This is a genomic window from Planktotalea arctica (genome assembly GCF_002105285.1).
GTDB lineage: Bacteria > Pseudomonadota > Alphaproteobacteria > Rhodobacterales > Rhodobacteraceae > Planktotalea > Planktotalea arctica.
The window spans coordinates 38492-61485 of record NZ_MUHR01000028.1 but is presented as its reverse complement, the minus strand read 5'-3'; the positions used below and the strand labels follow the sequence as shown (position 1 = coordinate 61485).

The 22994-nt window shown below is 56.0% G+C and carries 28 protein-coding genes; 24 read left to right on the top strand and 4 right to left on the bottom strand.

Annotation, left to right across the window (positions count from 1 at the left end; all coding sequences use genetic code 11):
* Nucleotides 1–102: 102 nt before the first annotated feature.
* The 16 genes from atpD to B9P63_RS17385 all read left to right on the top strand — a co-directional run bounded on the left by atpD (nt 103) and on the right by B9P63_RS17385 (nt 12472).
* Nucleotides 103–1530 (top strand): F0F1 ATP synthase subunit beta, encoded by a 1428-nt coding sequence (gene atpD / locus B9P63_RS17455; protein WP_085311178.1) that lies wholly within the window; start codon nt 103–105, stop codon nt 1528–1530.
* Nucleotides 1527–1937, top strand: coding sequence for a F0F1 ATP synthase subunit epsilon (locus B9P63_RS17450; protein WP_085311176.1), 411 nt, complete (start codon nt 1527–1529; stop codon nt 1935–1937). Before atpD ends, B9P63_RS17450 begins: the two co-directional genes overlap by 4 nt.
* Nucleotides 1934–2218: an AtpZ/AtpI family protein gene (locus B9P63_RS17445; protein ID WP_085311174.1), complete on the top strand. Its 285-nt coding sequence runs from the start codon at nt 1934–1936 to the stop codon at nt 2216–2218. The genes B9P63_RS17450 and B9P63_RS17445 overlap by 4 nt, the downstream gene beginning before the upstream one ends.
* The gene (locus B9P63_RS17440) at nt 2215–2505 is read left to right on the top strand and encodes an N-ATPase subunit AtpR (RefSeq protein ID WP_176219195.1); all 291 of its coding nucleotides are present in this window, start codon (nt 2215–2217) and stop codon (nt 2503–2505) included. The genes B9P63_RS17445 and B9P63_RS17440 overlap by 4 nt, the downstream gene beginning before the upstream one ends.
* The gene (locus B9P63_RS17435; RefSeq protein ID WP_085311170.1) at nt 2502–3191 is read left to right on the top strand and encodes a F0F1 ATP synthase subunit A; all 690 of its coding nucleotides are present in this window, start codon (nt 2502–2504) and stop codon (nt 3189–3191) included. Before B9P63_RS17440 ends, B9P63_RS17435 begins: the two co-directional genes overlap by 4 nt.
* Nucleotides 3191–3436 carry a F0F1 ATP synthase subunit C gene (locus B9P63_RS17430; protein ID WP_085311168.1) on the top strand — a complete coding sequence of 82 codons (246 nt, stop codon included), beginning with the start codon at nt 3191–3193 and terminating at the stop codon, nt 3434–3436. Before B9P63_RS17435 ends, B9P63_RS17430 begins: the two co-directional genes overlap by 1 nt.
* Before the next feature lie 4 nt (nt 3437–3440).
* Nucleotides 3441–4175 (top strand): F0F1 ATP synthase subunit delta, encoded by a 735-nt coding sequence (locus B9P63_RS17425; protein WP_085311166.1) that lies wholly within the window; start codon nt 3441–3443, stop codon nt 4173–4175.
* Complete coding sequence (locus tag B9P63_RS17420) at nt 4165–5625, top strand: F0F1 ATP synthase subunit alpha (protein WP_085311164.1); 1461 nt, start codon at nt 4165–4167, stop codon at nt 5623–5625. Before B9P63_RS17425 ends, B9P63_RS17420 begins: the two co-directional genes overlap by 11 nt.
* Nucleotides 5622–6464 carry a F0F1 ATP synthase subunit gamma gene (locus tag B9P63_RS17415; RefSeq protein ID WP_085311162.1) on the top strand — a complete coding sequence of 281 codons (843 nt, stop codon included), beginning with the start codon at nt 5622–5624 and terminating at the stop codon, nt 6462–6464. Before B9P63_RS17420 ends, B9P63_RS17415 begins: the two co-directional genes overlap by 4 nt.
* Before the next feature lie 114 nt (nt 6465–6578).
* Nucleotides 6579–7274, top strand: a complete 696-nt coding sequence (locus B9P63_RS19480) for a poly-beta-hydroxybutyrate polymerase N-terminal domain-containing protein (RefSeq protein WP_245830737.1) — start codon at nt 6579–6581, stop codon at nt 7272–7274.
* A 33-nt stretch (nt 7275–7307) separates the two neighbouring features.
* Nucleotides 7308–8288: a PHA/PHB synthase family protein gene (locus B9P63_RS19475; RefSeq protein ID WP_281252381.1), complete on the top strand. Its 981-nt coding sequence runs from the start codon at nt 7308–7310 to the stop codon at nt 8286–8288.
* Nucleotides 8285–9049, top strand: coding sequence for an enoyl-ACP reductase FabI (gene fabI / locus B9P63_RS17405; RefSeq protein ID WP_085311160.1), 765 nt, complete (start codon nt 8285–8287; stop codon nt 9047–9049). The genes B9P63_RS19475 and fabI overlap by 4 nt, the downstream gene beginning before the upstream one ends.
* Nucleotides 9036–10442 carry a bifunctional enoyl-CoA hydratase/phosphate acetyltransferase gene (locus B9P63_RS17400; protein ID WP_095533068.1) on the top strand — a complete coding sequence of 469 codons (1407 nt, stop codon included), beginning with the start codon at nt 9036–9038 and terminating at the stop codon, nt 10440–10442. The genes fabI and B9P63_RS17400 overlap by 14 nt, the downstream gene beginning before the upstream one ends.
* 2 nt (nt 10443–10444) lie before the next feature.
* Nucleotides 10445–11623, top strand: a complete 1179-nt coding sequence (locus B9P63_RS17395) for an acetate/propionate family kinase (RefSeq protein ID WP_085311158.1) — start codon at nt 10445–10447, stop codon at nt 11621–11623.
* 110 nt (nt 11624–11733) lie between these two features.
* On the top strand, nt 11734–12129 hold the full coding sequence (locus B9P63_RS17390; protein ID WP_085311156.1) for a hypothetical protein: 396 nt from the start codon (nt 11734–11736) through the stop codon (nt 12127–12129).
* A 4-nt stretch (nt 12130–12133) separates the two neighbouring features.
* On the top strand, nt 12134–12472 hold the full coding sequence (locus B9P63_RS17385) for a nuclear transport factor 2 family protein (RefSeq protein WP_245830735.1): 339 nt from the start codon (nt 12134–12136) through the stop codon (nt 12470–12472).
* Between the two features lie 14 nt (nt 12473–12486).
* Here B9P63_RS17385 and B9P63_RS17380 read toward each other — a convergent pair whose 3' ends face one another.
* Complete coding sequence (locus B9P63_RS17380) at nt 12487–13101, bottom strand: DedA family protein (RefSeq protein ID WP_176219194.1); 615 nt, start codon at nt 13099–13101, stop codon at nt 12487–12489.
* Complete coding sequence (locus B9P63_RS17375; protein WP_139816287.1) at nt 13094–13438, bottom strand: hypothetical protein; 345 nt, start codon at nt 13436–13438, stop codon at nt 13094–13096. The genes B9P63_RS17380 and B9P63_RS17375 overlap by 8 nt, the downstream gene beginning before the upstream one ends.
* 195 nt (nt 13439–13633) lie before the next feature.
* On the opposite strand from B9P63_RS17375, the gene B9P63_RS17370 reads away from it, so the two are divergent.
* Genes B9P63_RS17370 through B9P63_RS17350 form a run of 5 tightly spaced genes read left to right on the top strand, consistent with a single transcriptional unit; the run spans nt 13634 to nt 18813 of the window.
* Nucleotides 13634–15082 carry a YfcC family protein gene (locus B9P63_RS17370; RefSeq protein WP_085311150.1) on the top strand — a complete coding sequence of 483 codons (1449 nt, stop codon included), beginning with the start codon at nt 13634–13636 and terminating at the stop codon, nt 15080–15082.
* A complete protein-coding gene (locus B9P63_RS17365; protein ID WP_085311148.1) occupies nt 15079–16302 on the top strand; it encodes an arginine deiminase in 1224 nt (407 codons plus the stop codon). The genes B9P63_RS17370 and B9P63_RS17365 overlap by 4 nt, the downstream gene beginning before the upstream one ends.
* A gap of 10 nt (nt 16303–16312) precedes the next feature.
* On the top strand, nt 16313–17314 hold the full coding sequence (argF, locus tag B9P63_RS17360) for an ornithine carbamoyltransferase (RefSeq protein ID WP_085311147.1): 1002 nt from the start codon (nt 16313–16315) through the stop codon (nt 17312–17314).
* 1 nt (nt 17315) lies between these two features.
* Nucleotides 17316–18236 (top strand): carbamate kinase, encoded by a 921-nt coding sequence (locus tag B9P63_RS17355; protein ID WP_085311145.1) that lies wholly within the window; start codon nt 17316–17318, stop codon nt 18234–18236.
* Nucleotides 18220–18813 carry a hypothetical protein gene (locus tag B9P63_RS17350; RefSeq protein WP_085311143.1) on the top strand — a complete coding sequence of 198 codons (594 nt, stop codon included), beginning with the start codon at nt 18220–18222 and terminating at the stop codon, nt 18811–18813. Before B9P63_RS17355 ends, B9P63_RS17350 begins: the two co-directional genes overlap by 17 nt.
* Here the strand turns inward: B9P63_RS17350 and B9P63_RS17345 are convergent.
* Complete coding sequence (locus B9P63_RS17345) at nt 18805–19548, bottom strand: Crp/Fnr family transcriptional regulator (protein ID WP_245830734.1); 744 nt, start codon at nt 19546–19548, stop codon at nt 18805–18807. The two genes, B9P63_RS17350 and B9P63_RS17345, sit on opposite strands and share 9 nt — an antisense overlap.
* 137 nt (nt 19549–19685) lie before the next feature.
* Here B9P63_RS17345 and B9P63_RS17340 point away from each other — a divergent pair, with 137 nt between their 5' ends.
* Nucleotides 19686–19922: a hypothetical protein gene (locus B9P63_RS17340; RefSeq protein WP_085311140.1), complete on the top strand. Its 237-nt coding sequence runs from the start codon at nt 19686–19688 to the stop codon at nt 19920–19922.
* 49 nt (nt 19923–19971) lie between these two features.
* On the opposite strand, the gene B9P63_RS17335 is transcribed toward B9P63_RS17340, so the two are convergent.
* Nucleotides 19972–20454: a helix-turn-helix domain-containing protein gene (locus B9P63_RS17335; RefSeq protein WP_085311137.1), complete on the bottom strand. Its 483-nt coding sequence runs from the start codon at nt 20452–20454 to the stop codon at nt 19972–19974.
* Between the two features lie 742 nt (nt 20455–21196).
* On the opposite strand from B9P63_RS17335, the gene B9P63_RS17330 reads away from it, so the two are divergent.
* Together B9P63_RS17330 and denD are read left to right on the top strand one after the other, a co-directional pair.
* Entirely contained in the window at nt 21197–21949 is a 753-nt protein-coding gene (locus B9P63_RS17330) for a FadR/GntR family transcriptional regulator (protein ID WP_085311135.1), read from the top strand.
* A complete protein-coding gene (gene denD, locus B9P63_RS17325) occupies nt 21946–22938 on the top strand; it encodes a D-erythronate dehydrogenase (RefSeq protein ID WP_085311133.1) in 993 nt (330 codons plus the stop codon). The genes B9P63_RS17330 and denD overlap by 4 nt, the downstream gene beginning before the upstream one ends.
* Nucleotides 22939–22994 lie beyond the last annotated feature (56 nt).

The following is a 22994-nucleotide window of genomic DNA, read 5'->3' as shown; positions in this document are numbered from 1 at the left end:
GATTGTAGCGTTCTTCACAGAGGTCGCGCTAACACGGATCAGCGCAGTGACGTGGTGGTATGGATATGTGTGGGTCTCAATTGTCAGAAAGCCCTCATCCAAATGAACGCGCCCCTTCATTCCACTGATATGCCCATGCAACCCCTTGGCACGGTACATGCCGTTCGCGGCGCGGTCGTTGATGTGGTATTCGAAACCCTCAATATGCCCCCGATCAACGCGGCACTGATTGTGGAATGGAACACGCCGACACCGCTGATACTAGAAGTGCATAGTCACCTCAATTTGACCACGCTGCGCGCGGTGGCATTCCAATCAACCGCAGGGCTTGCGCGCGGCGTTGAAGTGCGCCCAAGCGGCGGACCAGTTGCCGTGCCTGTTGGTGACGCGGTGCTTGGTCGCCTGATAGATGTGGTTGGCGATCCTCAGGATGCAGGGCCGCCCCTGCCCGATGATACGCCGCGCCGCTCTATCCATGCGTCACCACCTGTTTTGAACGATCAAACCCGCACTACGGATGTGTTCGAAACGGGTATCAAAGTGATCGACCTACTGACTCCGATGGCGCAGGGCGGCAAGGCGGCGATGTTCGGCGGCGCAGGTGTGGGCAAAACCGTTCTGGTGATGGAGCTGATCCGCGCCATGGTTGAAAAATACGAGGGTATTTCGGTCTTTGCAGGCGTGGGTGAGCGTTCGCGCGAAGGGCATGAGTTGCTAACAGAAATGCGCGAGTCTGGCGTGTTAGAACGCACCGTTCTGGTCTACGGGCAGATGAACGAACCTCCCGGTGCGCGCTGGCGGGCACCGCTCACTGCCTTAACAATTTCCGAATATTTCCGCGATCAAAAGCATCAGAATGTGCTTTTGTTGATGGATAACGTCTTTCGTTTTGTTCAAGCGGGAGCGGAAGTATCCAGCCTTCTAGGTCGCCTTCCCTCGCGCGTTGGCTACCAACCAACACTCGCAACAGAAGTTGCAGGGCTTCAAGAACGCATCGCATCAATTTCTGGATCAGCTGTCACAGCCATTCAGGCGGTTTATGTCCCTGCCGATGACTTCACCGATCCCGCCGTTACGACCATCTCAAGCCACATGGATTGCGTCATTGTGCTAAGCCGCGCGCAAGCGGCAGAGGGGTTTTACCCCGCGATTGATCCGCTCGCTTCATCGTCGATGCTGCTCGATCCACTGGTTGTGGGCGATGAACACTACAGCGTTGCCGAGGCTGTGCGCCAAGCGCTCGCAAGGTTTCGCGAACTGACCGATATTATCTCGCTACTGGGGGTCGAGGAACTGGGCACTACGGATCGATTGATCGTCAAACGTGCCCGCCGCTTGCAACGTTTTTTGACCCAACCTTTTAGCGTTACCGAAGCGTTTACCGGCATTCCCGGTGCCAGCGTTCCCCTTGCAGACACCCTGAGCGGATGCCGCGCGATACTGGTCGGCGCGGCGGATGAGTGGTCAGAAAGCTCGCTTTATATGGTTGGCACCTTAGAGGATGCAAAAGCCAAAGAGGCGGCGGCATGAGGCTGCGTATCACCACCCCCCTCACAGTGATCGTGGATGAAGACATCGATAGCCTGCGCGGCGAAGACGCGAGCGGGAGCTTCGGGATCCTGTCGGGCCATGCGCCTTTTCTGACAGCACTTGAAATTTCAATCGTCAGTTGGCGCGTCGATGGTAACGAACACTTCTGCGCCCTGCGCGGCGGTGTGATGACGGTTGGGGACAAATCAACAATCAACATTGCAACCCGCGAAGCTGTGACAGGGGATGACCTCGCGATTTTGGACAGCGACGTGCTCGCCCGGTTCCGCGTTGATGCTGATGTCGAGCGCACCGAGCATGTCGAAGCGATGCGTCTACAATTCAACGCGATCCGCCATATGGTCAGCCGATTGGAAGCAAGCGCAAACGCAGGTGAATTCCGATGAACCGCCCTCAACCTGACGACGACCCCCTCGTCGTGCAAACGCGCCTGCGCCATGAGCGCCGCGCGCATTGGTTGCGTGATGGTGATATGTCCGTCGGCCGGCAACTGGCACAAATCGGGGTGCTGGGCTGGATCTTTGTGGTTCCAACTTTGGTGGGTCTATCGGCTGGTCGCTGGCTTGATCGGCAATTTGAAACCGGCGTTTTCTGGAGTGCGCCTTTGATGCTTTTGGGCGTCTGCCTTGGCGGCTGGACCGCTTGGAAATGGATGAATACAAAATGATTGATCTCTCAACTATACCCCTATTCGCCATACTGCCTGTGTGTTTTCTCGCGGGTCTGTTTATCGGATACGGCTACTTCCGCGCTCTGCGTGCGACCGCTGATCTCATCGTGAAAGAAGACCAACCGCTTCTTGCATTGGCGCTGACATTGGGGCGTCTTTCGCTATTGATCACGGGTTTCCTCATCGCTGTTTTAGGGGGCGGGCTTGCCTTGCTGGCCACGCTTGCGGGTCTGCTTTGCGCCAAGGCCCTGATGCTGCGCAACATTCGAAAGGACGCGCTATGATGTCTCCACTAGACCCTAATGTGTTGTTTCAACTTGGCCCTTTGGCAATCACGCAAGCGATTGTTACGACATGGGTGATCATGCTCTTGCTGGTCGGTAGCGCGTTCTTTCTCACGCGGCAACTCACCCTGCTTCCAAGCAAGCGCCAAGCCGCGATAGAACTGATCGTCACAACCCTGGACACGCAAATCAACGAGACAACCGGCGCGTCCCCAGCGCCCTATCGCAGCTTCATCGGAACGTTGTTCCTGTTCATCCTCGTCGCGAATTGGTCCTCCCTTATCCCGGGAGTCGAGCCGCCAACAGCGGGCCTCGAAACCGATGCTGCTTTGGCAATCCTCGTCTTCGTTTCAGTCATCTGGTTCGGGGTAAAAGGCAGTGGACCCCTTGGCTATCTCAAATCCTTCGCCGCGCCCAATCCGGTCATGATCCCGCTCAACATCCTGCAAAGCCTGACGCGCGTCTTTTCAATGTTTGTACGTCTGTTCGGCAATGTAATGAGCGGCGTGTTCGTGGTTGGCATTGTCGCCTCCCTCGCGGGACTTCTCGTGCCGATCCCACTTATGGCACTCGATGTGCTCACAGGGCTGGTACAGGCCTATATCTTCGCCGTTCTGGCCATGGTTTTCATCACATCCACGGTTGAGGACGGCCAGCGTCTTAACCCTAAACGACAGGAAAAATAATGGATTATCTCGCACTTGCCAGTATCTTTGGCGCCGCTTTTGCCGTTGCGTTCGGTGCACTCGGCCCTGCCCTCGCAGAAGGGCGTGCCGTTGCCGCCGCGATGGATGCTATCGCGCGTCAGCCGGAGGCGGCAAACACAATTTCGCGCACGCTGTTCGTTGGATTGGCGATGATCGAGACGACCGCAATCTACTGCCTCGTGATCGCGCTTTTGTTGATTTTCGCCAATCCGTTGCTGGGTTGAGCGCATGACCATCGACTTTTGGGGAATGGGCCTACAAGCCATCAATGTCCTGATCCTTATCTGGCTCTTATCGCGCGTCTTTTGGCGACCCGTCGCTGCGGCCATTGCCAAGCGACAAGAAGAAGCTGCATCACTGATCGAGACGGCAGAAGCGACACAAACCAAGATGGACGACGAACTGGAAGACGTGATGCAAGACCGCGCAGGTATTGGAGCGGAGCGAAGCGAAATTTTGGACACCGCGCGGAAAGAAGCCGCCGCAACGACGAAGAACACGTTGGCTGAAGCACGCGACAAAGCCGATGCGATGTTGGCGAGTGCTAAAACGACTATCGAACAAGGCCGCGAGACCGCGCAAAAAGAAAACGAAACCCAAGCCGCTGAATTGGCCATGAAGATCGCAGCGCGGCTTTTGGGGCGCTTGAACAGCGCCGCCACACAATCCGCGTTTCTGTCGCAGCTTATCGAAGCAATCGCAGACATCCCACCTGCCGATTTGACCGCCTTGTCGGACGATCCAAAAGGGATCGAAGTGGTTACGGCCAGCGATATGACCGTCGACCACAAGGAGATTGAAAAGGCGCTGCAAACAGCTTTGGGCGGCAAGCCAAAACTGAAATTTATCATGGACCCCGATCTGATCGGCGGTTTGGAACTGCGCAGTGCACATTTTGCATTGCATAATTCTTGGCAGGCTGACCTGAAACAGATCCAAAAGGCGGTGCGCGATGCCGCGTGATACGCCCCTTTGGGTAAGCGCCACCGAAAATGCGCTGAAATCTGTCTCCTTTGTCCCCCGCACCGCACATAAGGGCCGCGTCGAAGAAATCAGCGACGGCGTTGCGATGATCTCTGGCTTGCGGGGCGTGACCCTTGATGAGGTCTTGCGCTTTGAAGGTGGCCAAACAGGGTTCGCACGCGTGCTGGACCCTGATCTGATCGGCTGCGTCTTGCTGGATGCTGCTAGCGAAGTCGAAGCAGGGGATGCGGTGTTCGGCACAGGCGAGGTTGTGACCGTGCCGACCGGAGATGCGCTGTTGGGCCGGGTTGTCGATCCACTCGGTCGCCCGCTAGACGGCAAAGGGCTGATCAATGCAACGACGCACTTACCAATAGAACAGCCCGCCCCGTCCATTATCGAACGTGATCTTGTGACAGAGCCAGTTCAAACAGGTGTCGTTGTCGTGGATACGCTTTTCGCGCTGGGACGCGGGCAACGCGAATTGATCGTCGGTGACCACTCCACTGGAAAAACCACGCTAGCCATTGATGCACTCATCGCGCAGCGGGGCAGCGATATGATTTGCATCTACGTGGCCGTGGGGCAGAAAACATCCAGCGTGCGCCGCGCCATTGACGCGCTTGAGGTGCAAGGCAATTTCGCGCGCTGCATCGTGGTTGTTGCAGGGTCATCCGAAGCCCCCGGCCTGCAATGGATCGCGCCCTATGCAGGTATGACCATGGCAGAGCATTTTCGCGACAATGGCCAACATGCGCTGATCGTGATCGATGACCTTTCCAAACATGCTGCGACCCATCGCGAGATAGCACTACTGACCCGACAATCCCCTGGCCGCGAAGCCTATCCGGGGGATGTGTTTTACATCCATGCCCGCCTTCTGGAACGCGCGGCCAAACTGTCAAAGGAACGCGGTGGTGGCTCCCTATCTGCTTTGCCCATTGCAGAGACAGACTCTGGCAACCTATCGGCCTATATCCCCACCAACCTGATTTCGATCACAGACGGTCAAATCGTGCTGGACGCCGCATTGTTCCATCAAGGCCAGAAACCCGCCGTCGATGTGGGCCTGAGCGTCAGTCGTGTGGGTGGCAAAACGCAGGCCCCCGAATTGCGCAAAGCTGCTGGCACGTTGCGACTGGATTACGCGCAGTTCTTGGAGTTGGAGGTGTTCACCCGTTTCGGCGGCGTGCCCGATGGCCGTGTGCGCGCGCAACTTACGCGCGGGGCACGGATCAGGGAGGCGTTGCGCCAATCCCAACATATGCCGCTGCGACTGGAAGATGAGGTGGCGCTTATGCGCGCTGTGCAAGCGGGGGTGCTCGACCCAGTACCGCTTACTGCGATCACCAAGTTTCGTGCTGCGTTACCAGCAATCGTGGATCAGGAAACGGACGAGACGCTAATGAACGCGCTCACGCAGTTTGCAGCGACACTTGCTGAATCATGAGCGAACGCCTCGCCGATATCAGCGCACGGATCGACGGTATCAGCGATCTTGGCGCGGTTGTGAATGCAATGAAAGGCATCGCCGCCGCGCGGGCGCATGTTGCGCGCTCGCAAGTGGACGCGGTGGATAGCTATGCGGGCATTATTGCGGCGGCTATGTCGCGCGTTATGGGGCCTGAAAGTCGCACGCGACCTAACCGAGACGCCGTGAAATTGGGCCTACTGGTATTCTGTGCGGAGCAAGGGTTTGCAGGGGCCTTCAGCGAACGGGTTCTGGACAGCATTGATGCATCGCTTGATCCAGAAACGCTGTTCCTGATCGGCACGCGCGGGCTCTCTATCGCGCAGGCACGCGCACTTGATCCGCATTGGACAGCGCCGCTGCCATCGCACACTGCGGGCATTCCCAAACTCGCTGACAAAATAACGACTGCTATCTACGCGGCGGTGGACCAAGGCCGCATAGACGCGTTTGAAGTAATTTTCACGGGCTGGGAGGCGGGACGACCCACGCTTGTCAGACAGCGCTTGTTTCCTATTGATCTGTCCGATCTTGAACCCGCCACCAAGGAGCGGCCCGTGATGCAACTGCCAAGCTACACCCTGCTTACGTCCTTCGGTCAGGACTATTTCAACGCTCAGGTCTGCAAATCAGCCCTCCACGCATTTGCCGCCGAAAACGAGGCGCGCATGGAAGCGATGACGTCGGCCGCCCGCCAGATAGCCCGCGAAATGGAGGAATTTCAGGCGAGGCTGCGCCGTGTGCGCCAAGAAGCGATCACAGCGGAAATCATCGAGCTGAGCACAGGCGTTGCCTCAAACAGCGGCAGGGCCAAATAAGCCGCCTTGCAAATTTCTGCCCAAGGCTAACCCACATCAATGCTGCATCGCAGAAAGGGCGTTAGCGTGCTGGCAAAAGGGCGCACTTCTTCGCGCACCAGCAAAGGAGATATCATGCCCGACGAACAGAAAACATTTTATCAAACACTCGATCACATGGTCCATGCGAAGGTCGCAAAAGCAACGTCAGGGCTGTCCCCATCGGTCCTCACAGAGGCGTGGATGGATTGGGCAACGCATTTTTCCGTGTCACCCGGCAAGCAAATGCAACTTATAGAACAGGCGTTTCGCAACGCGTCAGCGCTTGGGAAAGCCAGCCTCGGTGACAGCCAGCCTGATTTCGCGCCAGACAAGCGGTTTTCCAGCGAAGGCTGGCAGAAATATCCATTCAACATCTTCTCGCAAGCGCATCAGCAATCATGGCAGTGGTTGCAAGACGCGGTGAGCGGCGTTCACGGCGTGACGCCCGAACACGAAAACCTCATGGCTTTTGTCACAGGGCTGATGAGCGACGCCGCAGCCCCGTCGAATTTTGCACAGACCAATCCCGACGTGATCGCAGCAACGCTTGCTCAGGGTGGTCAAAACTTGATCCGAGGCGCGCAGCACTTCTCTGAGGATGCCGCGCGCTTGCGTGGAAATCCGCTGCCAGATAGCCCGCAAGCCTTCGAGGTGGGTGTCAACCTCGCCACCGCGCCGGGCAAAGTCGTCTATCGCAACGATCTGATCGAGTTGATCCAATACAGCCCAGAAACCGAATTCGTGCATCCCGAACCAATCTTGATCGTGCCTGCGTGGATCATGAAATAATATATTCTCGATCTGTCCTCGCATAACTCACTGGTGCGTTTTCTGGTCTCTCAAGGCTTCACCGTCTTCATGATTTCGTGGAAAAATCCCGATGTCGGTGATCGCGATCTGAGCATGGAAGATTACCGCAAACTTGGCGTAATGGACGCAATGGATGCTGTCCTCGCGATTTCGCACGCGCCCAAACTGCACGCGGTCGGCTATTGCCTTGGCGGCACGCTGCTGTCCATTGCAGCCGCTGCGATGGGACGCGATGGGGATGAGCGTCTCGCCTCCACATCCTTCTTAGCGGCACAGGTCGATTTCACCGAAGCGGGGCAACTACAGCTTTTCATTAACGACAGTGAAGTCACGCTGATCGAAGATATGATGGAACAGCAAGGTTATCTGTCCTCCGATCAAATGGCCGGTGCGTTTGCGATGCTGCGTGCGCGTGATTTGATCTGGGCGCCAATTATTCAGAACTATCTGCTTGGTAAGCGCAGTGAGCCGTTCGATCTGATGGCATGGAACGCGGACGGCACGCGTATGCCTGCGCGCATGCACTCCGAATATCTGCGCAAGCTAATCCTGAACAATGACCTCGCAGAGGGGCGTTATCGCGTGGACGGCAAGGCGATCGCCGTGTCCGATATCTGCGCGCCGATATTCGCGGTTGGCACAGAGGACGATCATGTTGCTCCTTGGCGCTCGGTCTATAAGCTGCATTTATTTGCGGATACGGATGTGACTTTCGTGCTGACCAGCGGTGGGCATAACGCAGGTATCGTGTCGGAACCCGGCCATAGGGGCCGTCACTTCCGCATTGCCGATACCAAAGCAACAACACCCTACCGCGATCCTGATGAGTGGCTCGCAAGCAATGCGCTTGAGGAAGGCACATGGTGGAAAGACTTTGCGATCTGGCTAGCTGCGCGATCTGGCGAACCGATCAGCCTACCCCAAATGGGCGCAAAATCCGGTGCTTACAAAGCGCTCTGCGATGCGCCCGGTATATATGTGATGCAACGATGAAACCGCTGGAAGGCAAAGTCGCCTTGGTGGTGGGTGTCGCGAACGCACATTCCATCGCCGCTGGCTGCGCGCAGGCCTTTGCGGATGCGGGGGCAGAGGTGGTGATGACCTATGTGAACGAGGCTGCCAAACCCTATGTACAGCCGGTTGCCGATGCGGTCAGGGCGCAGATGTTGTTGCCGCTCGATGTTGAGATTGACGGGCAGATGGAAGCGGTTTTTGATGCGATCAAGGACAAGTATGGCCAGCTCGATATCGTGGTTCATTCCATTGCCTATTGCCCAAAGGACGATTTGCACGGACGCGTCGTTGATTGCTCTCGCGCGGGGTTCGCGCAGGCGATGGACATATCCGTTCACTCCCTGATCCGTATGGCGCGGCTGGCAGAACCCCTGATGACGAAAGGCGGCACGATCCTGACAATGACCTATTATGGCGGTGAAAAGGTCGTGGATCACTACAACATCATGGGGCCTGTAAAAGCCGCCCTTGAGGGGGTCATGCGCGCACTTTCAGTGGAGCTTGGGCCAAAAAAAATCCGCGTCAACGCTATCTCGCCGGGGCCTTTGAAAACCCGCGCGGGCTCAGGAATTGCGCATTTCGATGAATTGATCAACGCTGCACGCAAGCGCGCACCTGAAAAAAACCTGATTTCGATTGAAGATGTCGGCAATGTCGCAGTGATGCTGGCGCGCGATGGCGCGCGCGCAGTTTCTGGCGATGTGGCATATGTGGATGGGGGTTTGCATGTCCGCGCGTGAAACCACCACCCATTACATCGAAAACAAAACCTATGACGAGATTGCCGTGGGCGACAGTGCAGAGCTCATCCGCACGCTAAAGCCACAGGACATCAAGCTTTTTGCGGTGATGTCAGGCGATGTGAACCCCGCGCATGTAGATCCAGAGTACGCGAAAACAGATATGTTTCATCACGTCATCGCCCATGGCATGTGGGGCGGCGCGTTGATTTCGGCGGTGCTTGGCACGCAATTGCCCGGCCCCGGCACGATATTCTTGAGCCAAACCTTAAATTTCTGCGCAGTTGTGGCGATAGGCGACACGATCACCGTGCGTGTTGAGGTGCGCGAAAAACAGGCCAAAGGCCGTCTGCTATTATCATGCACCTGCCTTAACCAGCATGGCGAAAATGTGATATCTGGCGAAGCGCGGGTCATTGCACCTCGCGAAAAAGTAAGTCGCCCGCACATCGATTTGCCCGATATTCATCTGCACGTCGAAGGCGCGCAGTACGCTCGGCTTATCGCAGCAACAGAAGACCTTGATCCGGCTCGAACCGCTGTTGTCCACCCGTGCGACCCTCTGTCTCTGGCAGGCGCGATTGACGCCGCAAACCAAGGTATGATCGTTCCGATTTTGGTCGGGCCACGCGCCAAAATCGAAGCGGCGGCACTGGAGGCTGGCCACAGTCTTGAAGGGGTAGAAATCGTTGACACTGCCCACAGCCATGACGCTGCGGCCACGTCCGTTGCCTTGGTGCGGGACGGTAAAGTCGCCGCCTTGATGAAAGGTGCACTGCACACCGATGAATTGATGGAGGCGGTGGTGGACACCACCCTTGGCCTGCGCACAGAGCGGCGGATGAGCCATGTCTATGTGCTGGATGTACCGACATATCCCAAGCCTTTGCTAATCACAGATACGGCGATCAACATTTACCCAGACCTGAACATCAAACGCGACATCGTGCAAAATGCGATCGACCTCGCTTTGACACTTGGGACCGTGCAACCAAAAGTCGCCATCCTGTCTGCGGTTGAAACCGTTAATCCGCGAATTGCCTCCACATTGGATGCAGCCGCGCTGTGCAAGATGGCGGACCGGGGGCAAATCACGGGCGGGTTGCTTGACGGACCACTGGCCTTCGACAATGCTATCTCTGCGGTCTCTGTCGCTGCCAAGGGTATCATCTCGGACGTGGCAGGTGACGCTGATATTCTTGTTGCGCCTGATCTGGAGGCCGCAAATATGATGGCCAAACAGCTGATCTATCTGGCAGGTGCTGACGCCGCTGGTGTCGTGCTTGGCGCGCGAGTTCCGATCATTTTAACCAGCCGCGCGGACAGTCCTGTATCGCGGCTTGCTTCTTGTGCTTTGGCGCAATTATTCATCTCCAAACAGACGCAGGTTTAACGATGCCCGACGCAATCCTTGTCCTAAATGCAGGGTCTTCCAGCCTAAAATTCGCGCTCTTTCCCAACGATGATGGACAGCCCACAGCAATCCTGCGCGGCAAGATCGCAGGTATTGGGACCAACCCCATTTTCTCTGTCAAAGATCGCACGGCCTTGCCAAAAGAGCGCTTTCCGGTGATGGCGCGCACACTTGGCTTGGAAGATCTTATCCCGCTTTTGATCAATTGGGTTAACGCGCACCTTGGTGATGTGACGATCACCGCTGCGGGGCACCGCGTTGTGCACGGCGGTGAATATCGCGTTGGCCCCGCGCGCGTGACACAGGCGCTGATGCGCGATCTTGAAACACTGGTTCCCCTCGCGCCGATGCATCAGCCGCATAACCTTTCGGCAATGCGATACGTTGCGGCCACGCTTCGTGATCTTCCTCAGGTCGCTTGTTTTGATACCAGTTTTCACCGCACACAAAACCATCTGTCAAAACTCTTCGCGCTTCCCCGCGCGCTAAGTGACGAGGGCATCCAGCGCTACGGTTTTCACGGCCTGTCCTACAACTATATCGCCAGCACCTTGCCCCAGCATCTGGGTGACAAGGCAGATGGGCGCATTGTGGTCGCTCACCTTGGTAGCGGTGCGAGCATGTGCGCGATGAAAGGCCGCCAAAGTGTTGCGACCAGCATGGGGTTCACAGCACTCGACGGCCTGGTGATGGGGCGGCGTTGCGGCACCCTTGATGCTGGTGTGGTGCTTTATCTGATACAAGAGAAAGGCATGACCGCCGAGCAAATCTCGACTCTACTATACCGAAAATCTGGCCTTCTCGGCGTGTCCGGCATCAGCAACGACATGGCCGTCTTGGAGGCCAGCGATGATCCCCACGCACGCGAAGCAATCGAGCTGTTTTGCCATCGCGCCGCGCGCCAATTGGCGGCGCTTGCGACAGATATGGGCGGGCTAGAGGCAATCGTGTTCACCGCAGGGATTGGCGAAAATTCTGCGCTGGTGCGCAGGTTGATTTGCGAACGCCTTGCGTGGCTGGGAGTGGACCTTGACGGCGCCGCCAACTTACAAGGCACGCGCAAGATTTCGTCACCGGACTCCAAAGTCGGCATATTGGTCATTCCCACCGATGAAGAAGCCGTGATTGTGCACGCCACAAGGGCGCTCACGCGAGACTGACCTACGTCAGTGCGCGGCGAAGTCCATTCCTTATTGTAGTGACCAACCTTGAGTCAGTGCTGACAGCTCAAAACAACTCACCACAGGAAGGCCCCACAATGGCACTCACAATGGATCAAATGGGGCAAAACCCCGCTTTCGAGAGATTTTTACGAGCCAAAGTTGGTGAAGATGCGAACGGCACCGATGTCTCCGTCATTTCAATGTTAGCAAGGCTCGAAGTTGACCCTTGGGCCGAAGCATCTGATCTGGCAGCAATGCCGGATGCACCTGCACGTAAACGGCTGGGTTTCTTACTGTCTCGCTTCAAAGACGTGCCAACACTTAGCCATGAGCAAGGCAAGATTGTCTCAAAACTTCTGGACCTTCTTCCCAGAAAAATGAAAATCACAAGCTCTCCTGAGCTAGAGCGCAAGTTGCCTGTGTTTATGATCAGTGTACCGCTCTATTGGTACATTATCGCATTCCTGCTTTTGCGCTGGGTTTACCAGCTTGCGCAGGGCTAATGAAATGCAACAGCTTTGGGACATGGAGGAACGTTTCTGGACAGAAGGTGCCGAGAGTGCCCGTCATATGAGCGCGAAAAACGCTGTCTTCGTTTTCCCGTTCCCTACTGGAGTTTTAAGCGGTGATGCGCTCTGGAGAGAGGCGGATGTCGCGCAAAGATGGCGCTCTGTTGTGATGAGCGAACGCCATGTGACCGTGCAGGAAAATGTTGCAGTTCTGGCGTATCGGGTTTCTGCAGAACGCGGCGATACACCTATTTATGAAGCGCTATGTACCTCGACCTATCTAAAAGATGGGGACAACTGGTTGCGATTGACCCATCAGGAAACACCATTGGGCTGAGATGAGCTGTCTCATCATAACGCAGGTTTTTGTTTCTTATGCAGTTTCTCGACATTTCGGATCAGCAAGGCCCCAATCAGGCCCGCGAGCGCAACGGATGAGATCAAGCCCGCCCAATCCTGAACAATCTTAGCCAACTCTGGCAAACGATCCGTAAAGGCGAACCCTAGTATCACGTAAACAGCGACCCAGATCGCTTCACCCGCGGCATCCCAAAGTGTGAACCGAAGCCAGCCCAATCGCGCGGTGCCTGCCATCAGGTTAACCCAAGGCCCAAGCGGCGCAAACAGCCATGTGGAAAAGAAAACACCGACACCACCCCATTTGTGGATCGCGTCTTGCGCCTGTTCGATGAGCACCTTTCGCTTGGGATTGCGCGCTAGCTTCGCAACAACACGCGATCCACCAAGGCGGCCAATCTGAAATCCGGTTTGATCCCCTAAAATGGCCGCCACATATGCAGTCAAAAGTACCTGCCAAAGCACCAGATCGCCGGATGCAGCGAAGGCGCCGCCTGACAGCATCACCGCAAATGTGGGGATTGGGACGGCGAGGCAGGATAGAAACGCACTGATTGCGATGACGGGTAGACCATAGCTGGAGACGAACCCAAAGAAGACCTCAGTCATCCTTGCGCGCCTTGAACAAAGCAATCGACGCTTCGAGGTCATCGATCAGTGTTTGCACACCCCTGTTCTGGCTTTCGGCAAGTTCGGCAAGCGTGACCCGCCTGCCACTGCCATCAAACGTTATCCCTAACGCATCACCAATCGTTTCAGGCGGCACATGCCAGGATCGCGAGACATAGCGGGGCGTCATCCATGCTTTGATAGGTTGATCCATCTGCGCGGGATCGGACCAGACCAACAAGGACAGCGTCAGCCTGACCACAAACATCATCGCAACCGCGAAAGCTGCGACGAATGCCAAAGACAGGAAGAGGTGGCGCTTCAAGACGTCCAGCAATTGCACTTCCTTTTGATTGATCAGAGCCTTCGTTCCATTGAACGGATGCGCCGCAAGTTTCCGTCACTCCTATCTGTAATGCCCCGCAGTCTGATGCGTTGCTAACCTCCGTCAGTCCACCATCTGCCTTGCCTGCTTACTGTTGTCCAAAGCGCCACGATTATCGTCGCGCCCGCAGCGACAAGAGGACACCCCATGGCAAAACCAGCAACGCAGGCCCCCGAACCCACTTATCGGTTCAGCTTTCCCACAGCCTATACAATCCTGTTTGCTTTGATCGTCATCATCGCAGCGCTGACATGGGTGATCCCTGCGGGCGAGTATGAACGCGTGGCCTCTGAGGCGCTTGGCAAAGAGCTGCCAGTCGCAGGCACTTACACCCTCACGGACGCCAACCCTCAGGGCATTTTCGATGTCATCCTCGCCCCCATCGCAGGATTTTATGATCCAGGTAGCTACTCGGCCAACGCAATTGATGTGGCGCTGTTCGTGCTGATGATCGGTGGTTTTATCGGCGTGGTCACGGCAACAGGCGCCATCGACGCAGGCATCAAACGCGCGATGACGCGCCTTAAGGGGCGTGAAAAGTGGATGATCCCTATCTTGATGGGGCTGTTCGCATTGGGCGGCACAACGGAGGGCATGGCAGAAGAAACATTGGCCTTCTACGTCCTGCTGACCCCTGTCATGATTGCGGCTGGATACGATTCCCTAACGGCGGTTGCGGTCATTCTTTTGGGCGCGGGTATCGGTGTTCTTGGATCGACCGTGAACGCCTTTTCAACAGTGATTGCATCAGATGCAGCGGGCATACCGTTCACTGACGGATTGATGCTGCGCTTTGTAATTCTTGGCCTGACCTTCGCGGCTACTGTGGCCTACGTCATGCGCTACGCGGCGCGGGTCAAAGCGGATCCGTCACGCAGCTATGTGTTCGATCTCAAAGCGTCGAACGAGGCGCATTTTAGCAGCGCAGCTCAAGACACAACTGACTTCACAGGCCTGCACAAACTCGTCCTTGTCCTGTTTGGCACGACTTTCGCCGTAATGATCTGGGGTGTGTCCCTAGGTGGATGGTGGATGGCAGAGATGAGCGGTTTGTTCTTGTTTGCAGGCGTCGGCATCGGCCTTATTGGGCGCCTCGGTGAAAAGGGCCTCGTTGACGCCTTTGTCGGCGGCGCGCGTGATCTTTTAGGCGTCGCGCTGATCATCGGACTTGCACGCGGAATCGTCGTCATCATGGACGCAGGTCACATGACCGACACGATCCTGCATTGGGCCGAAGGCACAGTCGCGGGCCTGAGCAATGTCGTCTTCATCAACGTGATGTACTGGATCGAAGTGGTGCTGGCCTTCTTTGTGCCATCGACCTCTGGCCTTGCGGTTCTGTCTATGCCCGTCCTCGCCCCTGTTGGCGATTTCGCAGGGGTCGAGCGCAGCTTGATCGTCACCGCATTCCAATCCGCGACGGGCGTCGTCAACCTCGTCACGCCCACATCTGCCGTGGTCATGGGCGGCCTCGCCATCGCGCGTGTTCCTTATGAACGCTGGCTGCGCTTCGTCTGGCCTGTCCTGCTGGGCCTTACCGTCATCATCATGGCCGCGCTCAGTATCGGTGCCGTAATGGGAGGAACCCCAACATGACTATCACCTATGGCGTCCATTCCGAAGCAGGCAAACTGCGCCGCGTTCTTGTTCACACACCCGGCGCTGCCATGGTACGGCTGACACCGTCCAACTGCGCTGAGCTGCTGTTTGATGATGTGATCTGGGTCAAACAGGCGCGGATCGAGCATATGACCTTCGTCGATGCCATGCGCAATCGCGGGGTCGAGGTGGTGTTCCTGCGCCAAATGCTGGCCGAGACGCTGAAAGACATGGAAGCCCGCCGTTGGCTTTTGGAGGCACGGATCACCGACAATACCGTGGGTATCGGCCTTGCTGACGATCTGATGGCGCATTTGATGGAGGTCGATGCGGACCTGCTCTCCACCATTCTGATCGGTGGGATGAGCAAAGCTGAGTTGCCGGTTGCATCGAAAGGCGTTCTGGCCCCGATGTTGGAGCCAGCGGATTTCATCCTGCCCCCTCTGCCCAACCACATCTTCACCCGCGACACGACCTGCTGGATTTATGGCGGTGTCACCGTGAACCCGATGCACTGGCCCGCGCGGCGCTTGGAGACGCTGAACCTCGCTGCGATCTATCGCTTTCACCCTGATTTCAAGGATGCAGATTTCTCGATCTGGTGGGGCGATCCGAAACTGGATCATGGCCCAGCCACAGTCGAGGGCGGCGATGTTATGCCAATCGGAAATGGCACTGTCCTGATCGGCATGGGTGAGCGCACAACGCCCCAAGCTGTCGGCCAAATCGCCCGCGGTCTGTTTGCAGGGGGCGGCGCAACCCGCGTCATTGCTTGCCAGTTTCCCAAATCGCGTAGTGCAATGCACTTGGATACGGTCTTCACCTTTTGCGACCGCGATTTGGTCACTGTGTTTAGCGAAGTCACCGATACGATCCGCTGCACAAGTCTGCGCCCGACGGATCACAAAACTATCGCTGTCGAGGTCGAAACGAAACCCTTCCTTGAGGTGGTCGCCGACGCTTTGGGCCTCAAAAAACTGCGCACGGTGCCCACAGGTGGCGATGTTTATGAATCCGCGCGCGAGCAATGGGATGATGCCAACAATCTACTCTGCCTAGAGCCCGGTGTCGTTGTTGGCTACGAGCGCAACGTCGATTCAAACACGCTTTTGCGCAAAGCAGGCGTCGAAGTCATCACCATCCCCGGCTCAGAGCTTGGGCGTGGGCGCGGTGGCTCGCACTGCATGACCTGCCCCCTGATCCGCGATGCAATTTAAGGAACTTCACATGCCACAGAACCTACGCGGACGCAGTTTCATCAAACTGCTTGATTTCTCGCCAGACGAACTCAGACACCTGCTGCAACTCGCGGCCAGTCTAAAAACTGCCAAGCAGAATGGCACAGAGCAGCGCCTTCTAAGCGGTAAAAACATCGCGCTGATCTTTGAAAAAGACAGCACGCGCACACGCAGCGGTTTCGAGGTAGCGGCCTACGATCAAGGGGCGCATGTAACCTATCTGGGACCATCGGGCAGCCATATCGGACATAAAGAAACCATGAAAGACACCGCCCGCGTTTTGGGACGGTTCTATGATGGGATCGAATATCGCGGCTTTGGTCAGAAGGATGCGGAGGTACTGGCCGAGTTTTCCGGCGTGCCAGTGTTCAACGGGCTGACGGACGAATACCACCCGACGCAAATCCTTGCAGACCTGATGACCATGCGGGAATTCACGCATAAGCATCTGTCAGATATTTCCTTTTGTTTCATGGGGGATGCGGGCAATAATATGGGCTCTAGCCTGATGGTGGGGGCCGCCCTTATCGGCATGGATATTCGTCTCTGTGGTCCCCAAAGCTGCTGGCCCGATCACGTGCTGGTGACGCAATGCCGCAAGATCGCAGAAGCCACAGGCGCACGGATCACATTGACCGAGAAACACGCCGAAGGGCTTGAGGGCGCAGATTTCGTCTACACCGATGTTTGGGTGTCCATGGGCGAACCTGATGAGGTTTGGGAGGAGCGCATTGCGCTGCTATCCCCCTACCGCGTCACGACGAAAGTTATGGAAAAGACCAAGAACCGTTACACCAAGTTCATGCATTGCCTGCCTGCCTTTCACAACCGCGACACCGAAGTTGGGAAAGAGACGTTTCAGAAATTCGGCATTGATTGCATGGAAGTAACGGAGGCCGTGTTTGAATCCCCCGCTTCTGTCGTTTTCGATCAGGCGGAAAACCGGATGCACACGATCAAGGCGGTTCTTGTCGCCACGATGGGGGCCTGAGATGCGTGTCGTTGTGGCCCTTGGCGGGAATGCACTGCTGCGCCGGGGCGAGCCGATGACAGCAGCGGTGCAACGCACGAACGTGCAAATCGCTGCCCTTGCGCTGGCTGATCTGGCGCGCAATCACGAAATTATCGTCGCGCACGGTAACGGCCCGCAGGTCGGTCTTTTGGCATTGCATGGCGCGGCCTTTGATCCAGCAATGCCATGGCCGCTGGATGTTTTGGGTGCTGAAACAGACGGTATGATCGGTTATCTCATTGAGCAGGAACTCATGAATGCGCTACCGGACACTGCGCATTGCGCGACCCTTCTCAGCCGCGTTGAGGTTGACCCGAATGACCCTGCATTTTCAAATCCAGGCAAACCGATTGGCCCGATCTATACGGCCGATGAAGCCGCGCAAGTGGCAAGCGATCACGGCTGGTCCATGGTGCGCGAGGCAACGGGCAACCGCAGACGCGTTGTTCCTTCTCCTCTGCCGCTGCGCATCATTGGTCTGGATGCGATAAAGGCGCTGCTGGCGGCAAAGCACATCGTCATATGCGCAGGTGGCGGCGGTATACCGGTGATGCGCAATGCGGACGGTGATATGGAAGGCGTCGAAGCTGTCATCGACAAAGACCGGACATCCGCCCTTTTAGCGACAGAATTAAACGCCGATGCCCTTTTGCTGCTAACAGACGTCGAAGGGATCTATCGTGACTTTGGAGATGAGGATCAAACCCTGCTCGACACCATAACCTCGGCGCAGATCGAAAGCCTTGAACTGCCGCCAGGGTCAATGGGGCCGAAAGCATCTGCCGCAGCGAGCTTCATCACAAATGGTGGAAAATGCGCCGGGATAGGCCAACTGACAAACGCCCGCGCGATCTTAGACGGGCATGCGGGAACACGCGTTTGCTATGAAAAAAGCTGCTGAAGTGAACCTCCCTCCATTCACCAAAACGCTAAAAGACGGCACTCTGGTTCTAATCAGAGAGGTGACACAAGACGATCGCCATCTACTGGAGTTTGGGTTCGCCCATCTCTCAAAAAGCGCAAAATATTTCCGCTTTCTTGGGGCACATAAGAACCTGTCTGAGAAAGAGTTGGACACATTCATAGCAACCAACACGCCGGATCACTTTGCAGTTGGTGCGATGATGGTCCGTACGCCAGACCCCAAGCCGATCGGCATCGCGCGCTACATGAACCATTTCGATGGAGCGAAGACGACGCACACCTCCCCTAAAATAGAGGTTAGATTTCCAACTTCTCTAACCCTTGATCCGCAAGCTACGCGATCAGGGCGAGAAAAACCAAAATTCGAAGACCCAAACAAACCTGCATCAGTCTGGGAAGATGACGGTGGTGCGATACTGAAATTGTTCGCTGATCTAAAGCGCGCAATCGACAAGCGGGAAACACGTAGCCAAGACATGTCCCTGTCCCACCAACCTGCGTGTTTCTCGTCTCTGTCGCAGGATGCGACGATATTTAGGCTGTGCCTATTTTAACAGTGGTCCGATTTGATCCAGATAGCTCACTTCAAAATCTGCAAATTCAGCCAAGCGATCATAGTTATCAAATGTAACATGCCCCTCTCGAAACGTGACCATACCTTGCTCACGCAACTGCCTCAGAACGCGGTTTACATGCACAGCACTCAACCCGATGGCATCAGCGATCAAGTATTGGGTCAGCGGGCAATCATATCCCCCCTCGTCCCCCATCCCAACGAGGGACAATCTGGCCCCTAATTCAAGCAGGAAATGTGCCATGCGTTCAGCGGCCCCTCTCCGCCCAATACCCACCAAATGTTCTACCACCATGGCTTCGTCGCGCGACGCCGTCCAAAGCACCGCTGTCGCCAGACGAGGCGTTTCTGTGAATGCCTCAAACAGATCGGAGCCATGGACTTCGGTGACTTCTATATCCGTGATTGGCTCGATGCTGTGATCAGAAACGTGTAGAACCACGCTGCGCAAACCCAGGAAATCGCCCGGGATCTGAAAATCAACGATCTGTCGCTGGCCATCGTGCAAAAGCTTGTACGAACACGCCCAGCCCGACAGCAGGATATAGGCCGCCTGATCCGCCTGCCCTTGGTGCACCAGATCGCACCCGGCGACGAATGTGCGCCGACGTTTGTGCAATCTTTCAAGGACTAAAAGCTCCGCTTCGGACAGTGCGACAAAAGCACCGAGCTTGCGTGCAAGTGGTCTCGTTTCGATAATGGTCCCCTTCCTCAAAATACTGAACATTTACAGAGAATAAACTGACGCTGACTGATGTGGATCAGTCCCAAACCTCAGGCTTCCTGAGAGCCTGCGATGACCGCTGCACGGGTCCACTGCGCAAGCGCAATAGACTGGAGACGTCTGCCATCATGTCCAAGCATAGCACACTGTCAGGAATTGCCGCGCTTTCAATTTGCGAGGCGCTCCTGCTGGCATTGAACGACGCGAAGATCCTGCCAGAAAGAGAAATCATGGGCATCCTTGAAGACGCCGCCGCAACACACGAGAACGCAGGTGGGTCTGACGTTGAAATAGCCGAGCACAAGGCAGTCGCGCAGCTCATCAACAAGATCATCGCTGGCGGGAATTCCGTTCGCAGACTTTGAGGGTGAAACGTGCGATTTGGTTGAATGGTTGTTCTTAACTTAAGGGCGCTTATGGGTGTTCCGGTGAGATTGTCGCAATGCCGCGATCCTGCTTGTCCTTGTGAAATGCTCTTGTCGCCTGGTTTAAGTTGTTGCCGATTGCGGAAAGCTCGGACAACAAACTCCTCAAATCTGCTGCATGCGCAGGGTCGGGATCTGGATCAAAATACCCCGTCAAAACGCGTAACATTTTGCGGAAAACCTCTGATCTGTTCTTCGCCAAACCCGATGACACAAGCCGATCCAACCCATTCAGCTCTCCACTACTCACCCGAAAACTAAGCGCCTTGTCCCCCCTACCCCGCTTTCTCGTTGCTTGCGCGGGCCGCTTTGAGCGTTCGATAACCCGCCCGACTGTTGCGCGGTGAATTCCCAAGGATCGTGCGATCGCTGCCGGAGTCTCGCCTTGCGAAACCTTCAACAAAATAGATGTTTTCTGGTGATCGGAGAGCGCCAATGGAAAATCCCAGTTGTTGCGTAATAAACTACGCATTTCCTGCAACAAGCAACATATATCAGGCTAAGGTCCTTTGTCAAAAGGCCCACCCTGCCCGCAGGTCTGAAATGTATGTGGTTTCAGTTTCGGCGCGAAGCGTCCGCCCAAAAGGCAGCTAAGGCGGCATCGCTACCCTGAAATTAGGCGCAGAGCGACTGAAGGGTGCTTCCTTCAAGAAACGCTTAGCCTTAGAATTTTCGCAGTAAAATATCTGAGGAGATTGACCATGAAGAACAGACGGGACACGGATCGAGGGCAACCTTTGTGAACGAAGCAGTAGCTGCACTCGACATTATCGAGCAACTCAACACATCTGGGAAAAGACTAAGGCCACGTCGCTGACAGTGAACGCAGACCAAAGAAACTGCGGCACAGCATCTGCACTTTCAATTTGACGGACAACGCAACGATCAAGGCTATCGGCATATCTGAGAACAGGATGCTTCATTCTCTTTGATACTCCGCGGCTGTACCGTCAACTTATCGGCTCTTGCCGAAAAGAACCCAAACATCCCTGATCAAGCGGCCTTTAACTCACACGTGAAGTTAACGCGCATGCTGTGAGCATCTTAGCCAGATCGTAAATAGATCGAGGCGAATAGATTGTAGCGGCAGGGGTTTCGGAAGCTACACCGCAAATAGGCGTTGACAGCAATTTGGTACACTGGTCTAGTAATCAAACCAATAGGCCAGTCGAAAGGCCTTAGCGGACACACAATATCTTACTGGGAGGGGAGATATGGGAGACTCATCTTTTGCATCGTCGCATGTCGCGCCCCTGGATAAGGTGGCTCATCGTAGCATCAAGGACGAGGTTGCGGAGCGCTTCGCGACGCTGATCGCGTCAGGCGTGCTCAACGTTGGCGACACACTCCCCAGCGAGCGTGATCTCGCTTCGACGATGGGTGTCAGTCGCGAGACTATTCGTGGAGCCCTGCTTATTTTGTCAACCAAGGGTATTGTGACGATTGTGCAGGGTGCCCGCACCAAAATCGCTTCGGTTGACGTAGGTGATATTGGCATGTCTGCCTTGTCCAATGGAAGTGTAACCGACTACAGCCTTGATGATGTTCACGAAGGGCGTTTGATGGTTGAGGGGCGGCTAGCTCCTTTAGCAGCGAAGCGGATCGATGCAGAGACGCTGGACCACCTTGCTGATCTGATCAAAACTCAGGAAACCGTAGTGGGCGATCCAGTCAGCTTTCTTATCGCTGATCGCGCATTTCACACAGCGGTTTATCAGTCTTGCGGTAACGCCGTGCTCTCCGATCTTGCAGCCACGCTATATTCTTATCAGCTCAATCACCGCAGGCGCGCCGTGAGTGTTGCAGGTGCGATCGAGCGCAGCATTGCCGACCACCGCATCATTCTGGCCGCGTTAAAGGCACGGGACGCAGCTGCATTGCTGAAGGCCCTCGGCGTGCACGAGCGTCGAATTTACGACAGCACCCGCGCTCTTCTTTCAAGTTCAACACAAAAGGCACACTCATGAAACTTGCAGTCATTGGCGCCGCCGGCATGATCGGGCGCAAACTGGTAGAGCGGATTGCGGCAACCGGTCAGATCAATGACCAGCCCGTAACTGCGATGACGCTTGTCGATGTGGTAGCGCCCGAAACACCAGAAGGGTTCGATGGAATTTGCGAAGCTTATGCGTTCGACTTGACGCACCCGGGTGCAGCCAAGCGTCTTGTCGCAGACCAACCTGACGTGATTGTGCATCTCGCTGCTATCGTCTCTGGTGAGGCGGAGGCTGATATGACGAAGGGCTACCGCGTCAATCTGGACGGCACGAGGGCGTTACTGGAGGCGATTGGCGCCATCGAAGATTACTGTCCCCGCGTGATATATGCCTCTTCGCTCGCTGTATTCGGCGCGCCGTTTCCTGTAAAAATTCCCGATGACTACCACCTCACCCCGCTCACAAGCTATGGCACGCAAAAAGCAATGGGAGAGATGCTGCTCAACGATTATTCAAGGCGTGGCATGCTTGACGGTATCGGCATCCGCTTTCCCACCATCTGCATTCGCCCCGGCAAGCCAAACAAAGCGGCATCCAGCTTTTTCTCCGGTATTCTTCGCGAGCCCTTGAATGGCCAAGAGGCGATCCTGCCCGTGGATGACGATCTGCGCCATTGGTTTGCAAGCCCTCGCGCGGCTGTCGGCTATATCGAACATGCGGCCACGATGGACACCAGTTCGCTTGGCGGGCAGCGTTGTATGACGATGCCAGGCGTCAGCGCAACTGTTGGCGAGCAAATTGAGGCGCTCCGCGCCGTAGCAGGAGATGACGCGGTCGCATTGATCCGGCGCGTGCCAGATCCAGCCGTTGCGAGTATCGTGGCAAGCTGGCCGCGTGATTTTGATACAGCCCGGGCGATCGCCCTCGGCTTTATCGCAGAGAGTTCATTTCAGGAAATCATCACGGTTTATCTGGAAGACGAGATGGGCCGACCAGCCCAGACAGGTGCCACGCAATAGGCACCGAATCCACTGTGTGAATAGCACAGCGGGCAAAAGACGAATTATCACCTTGG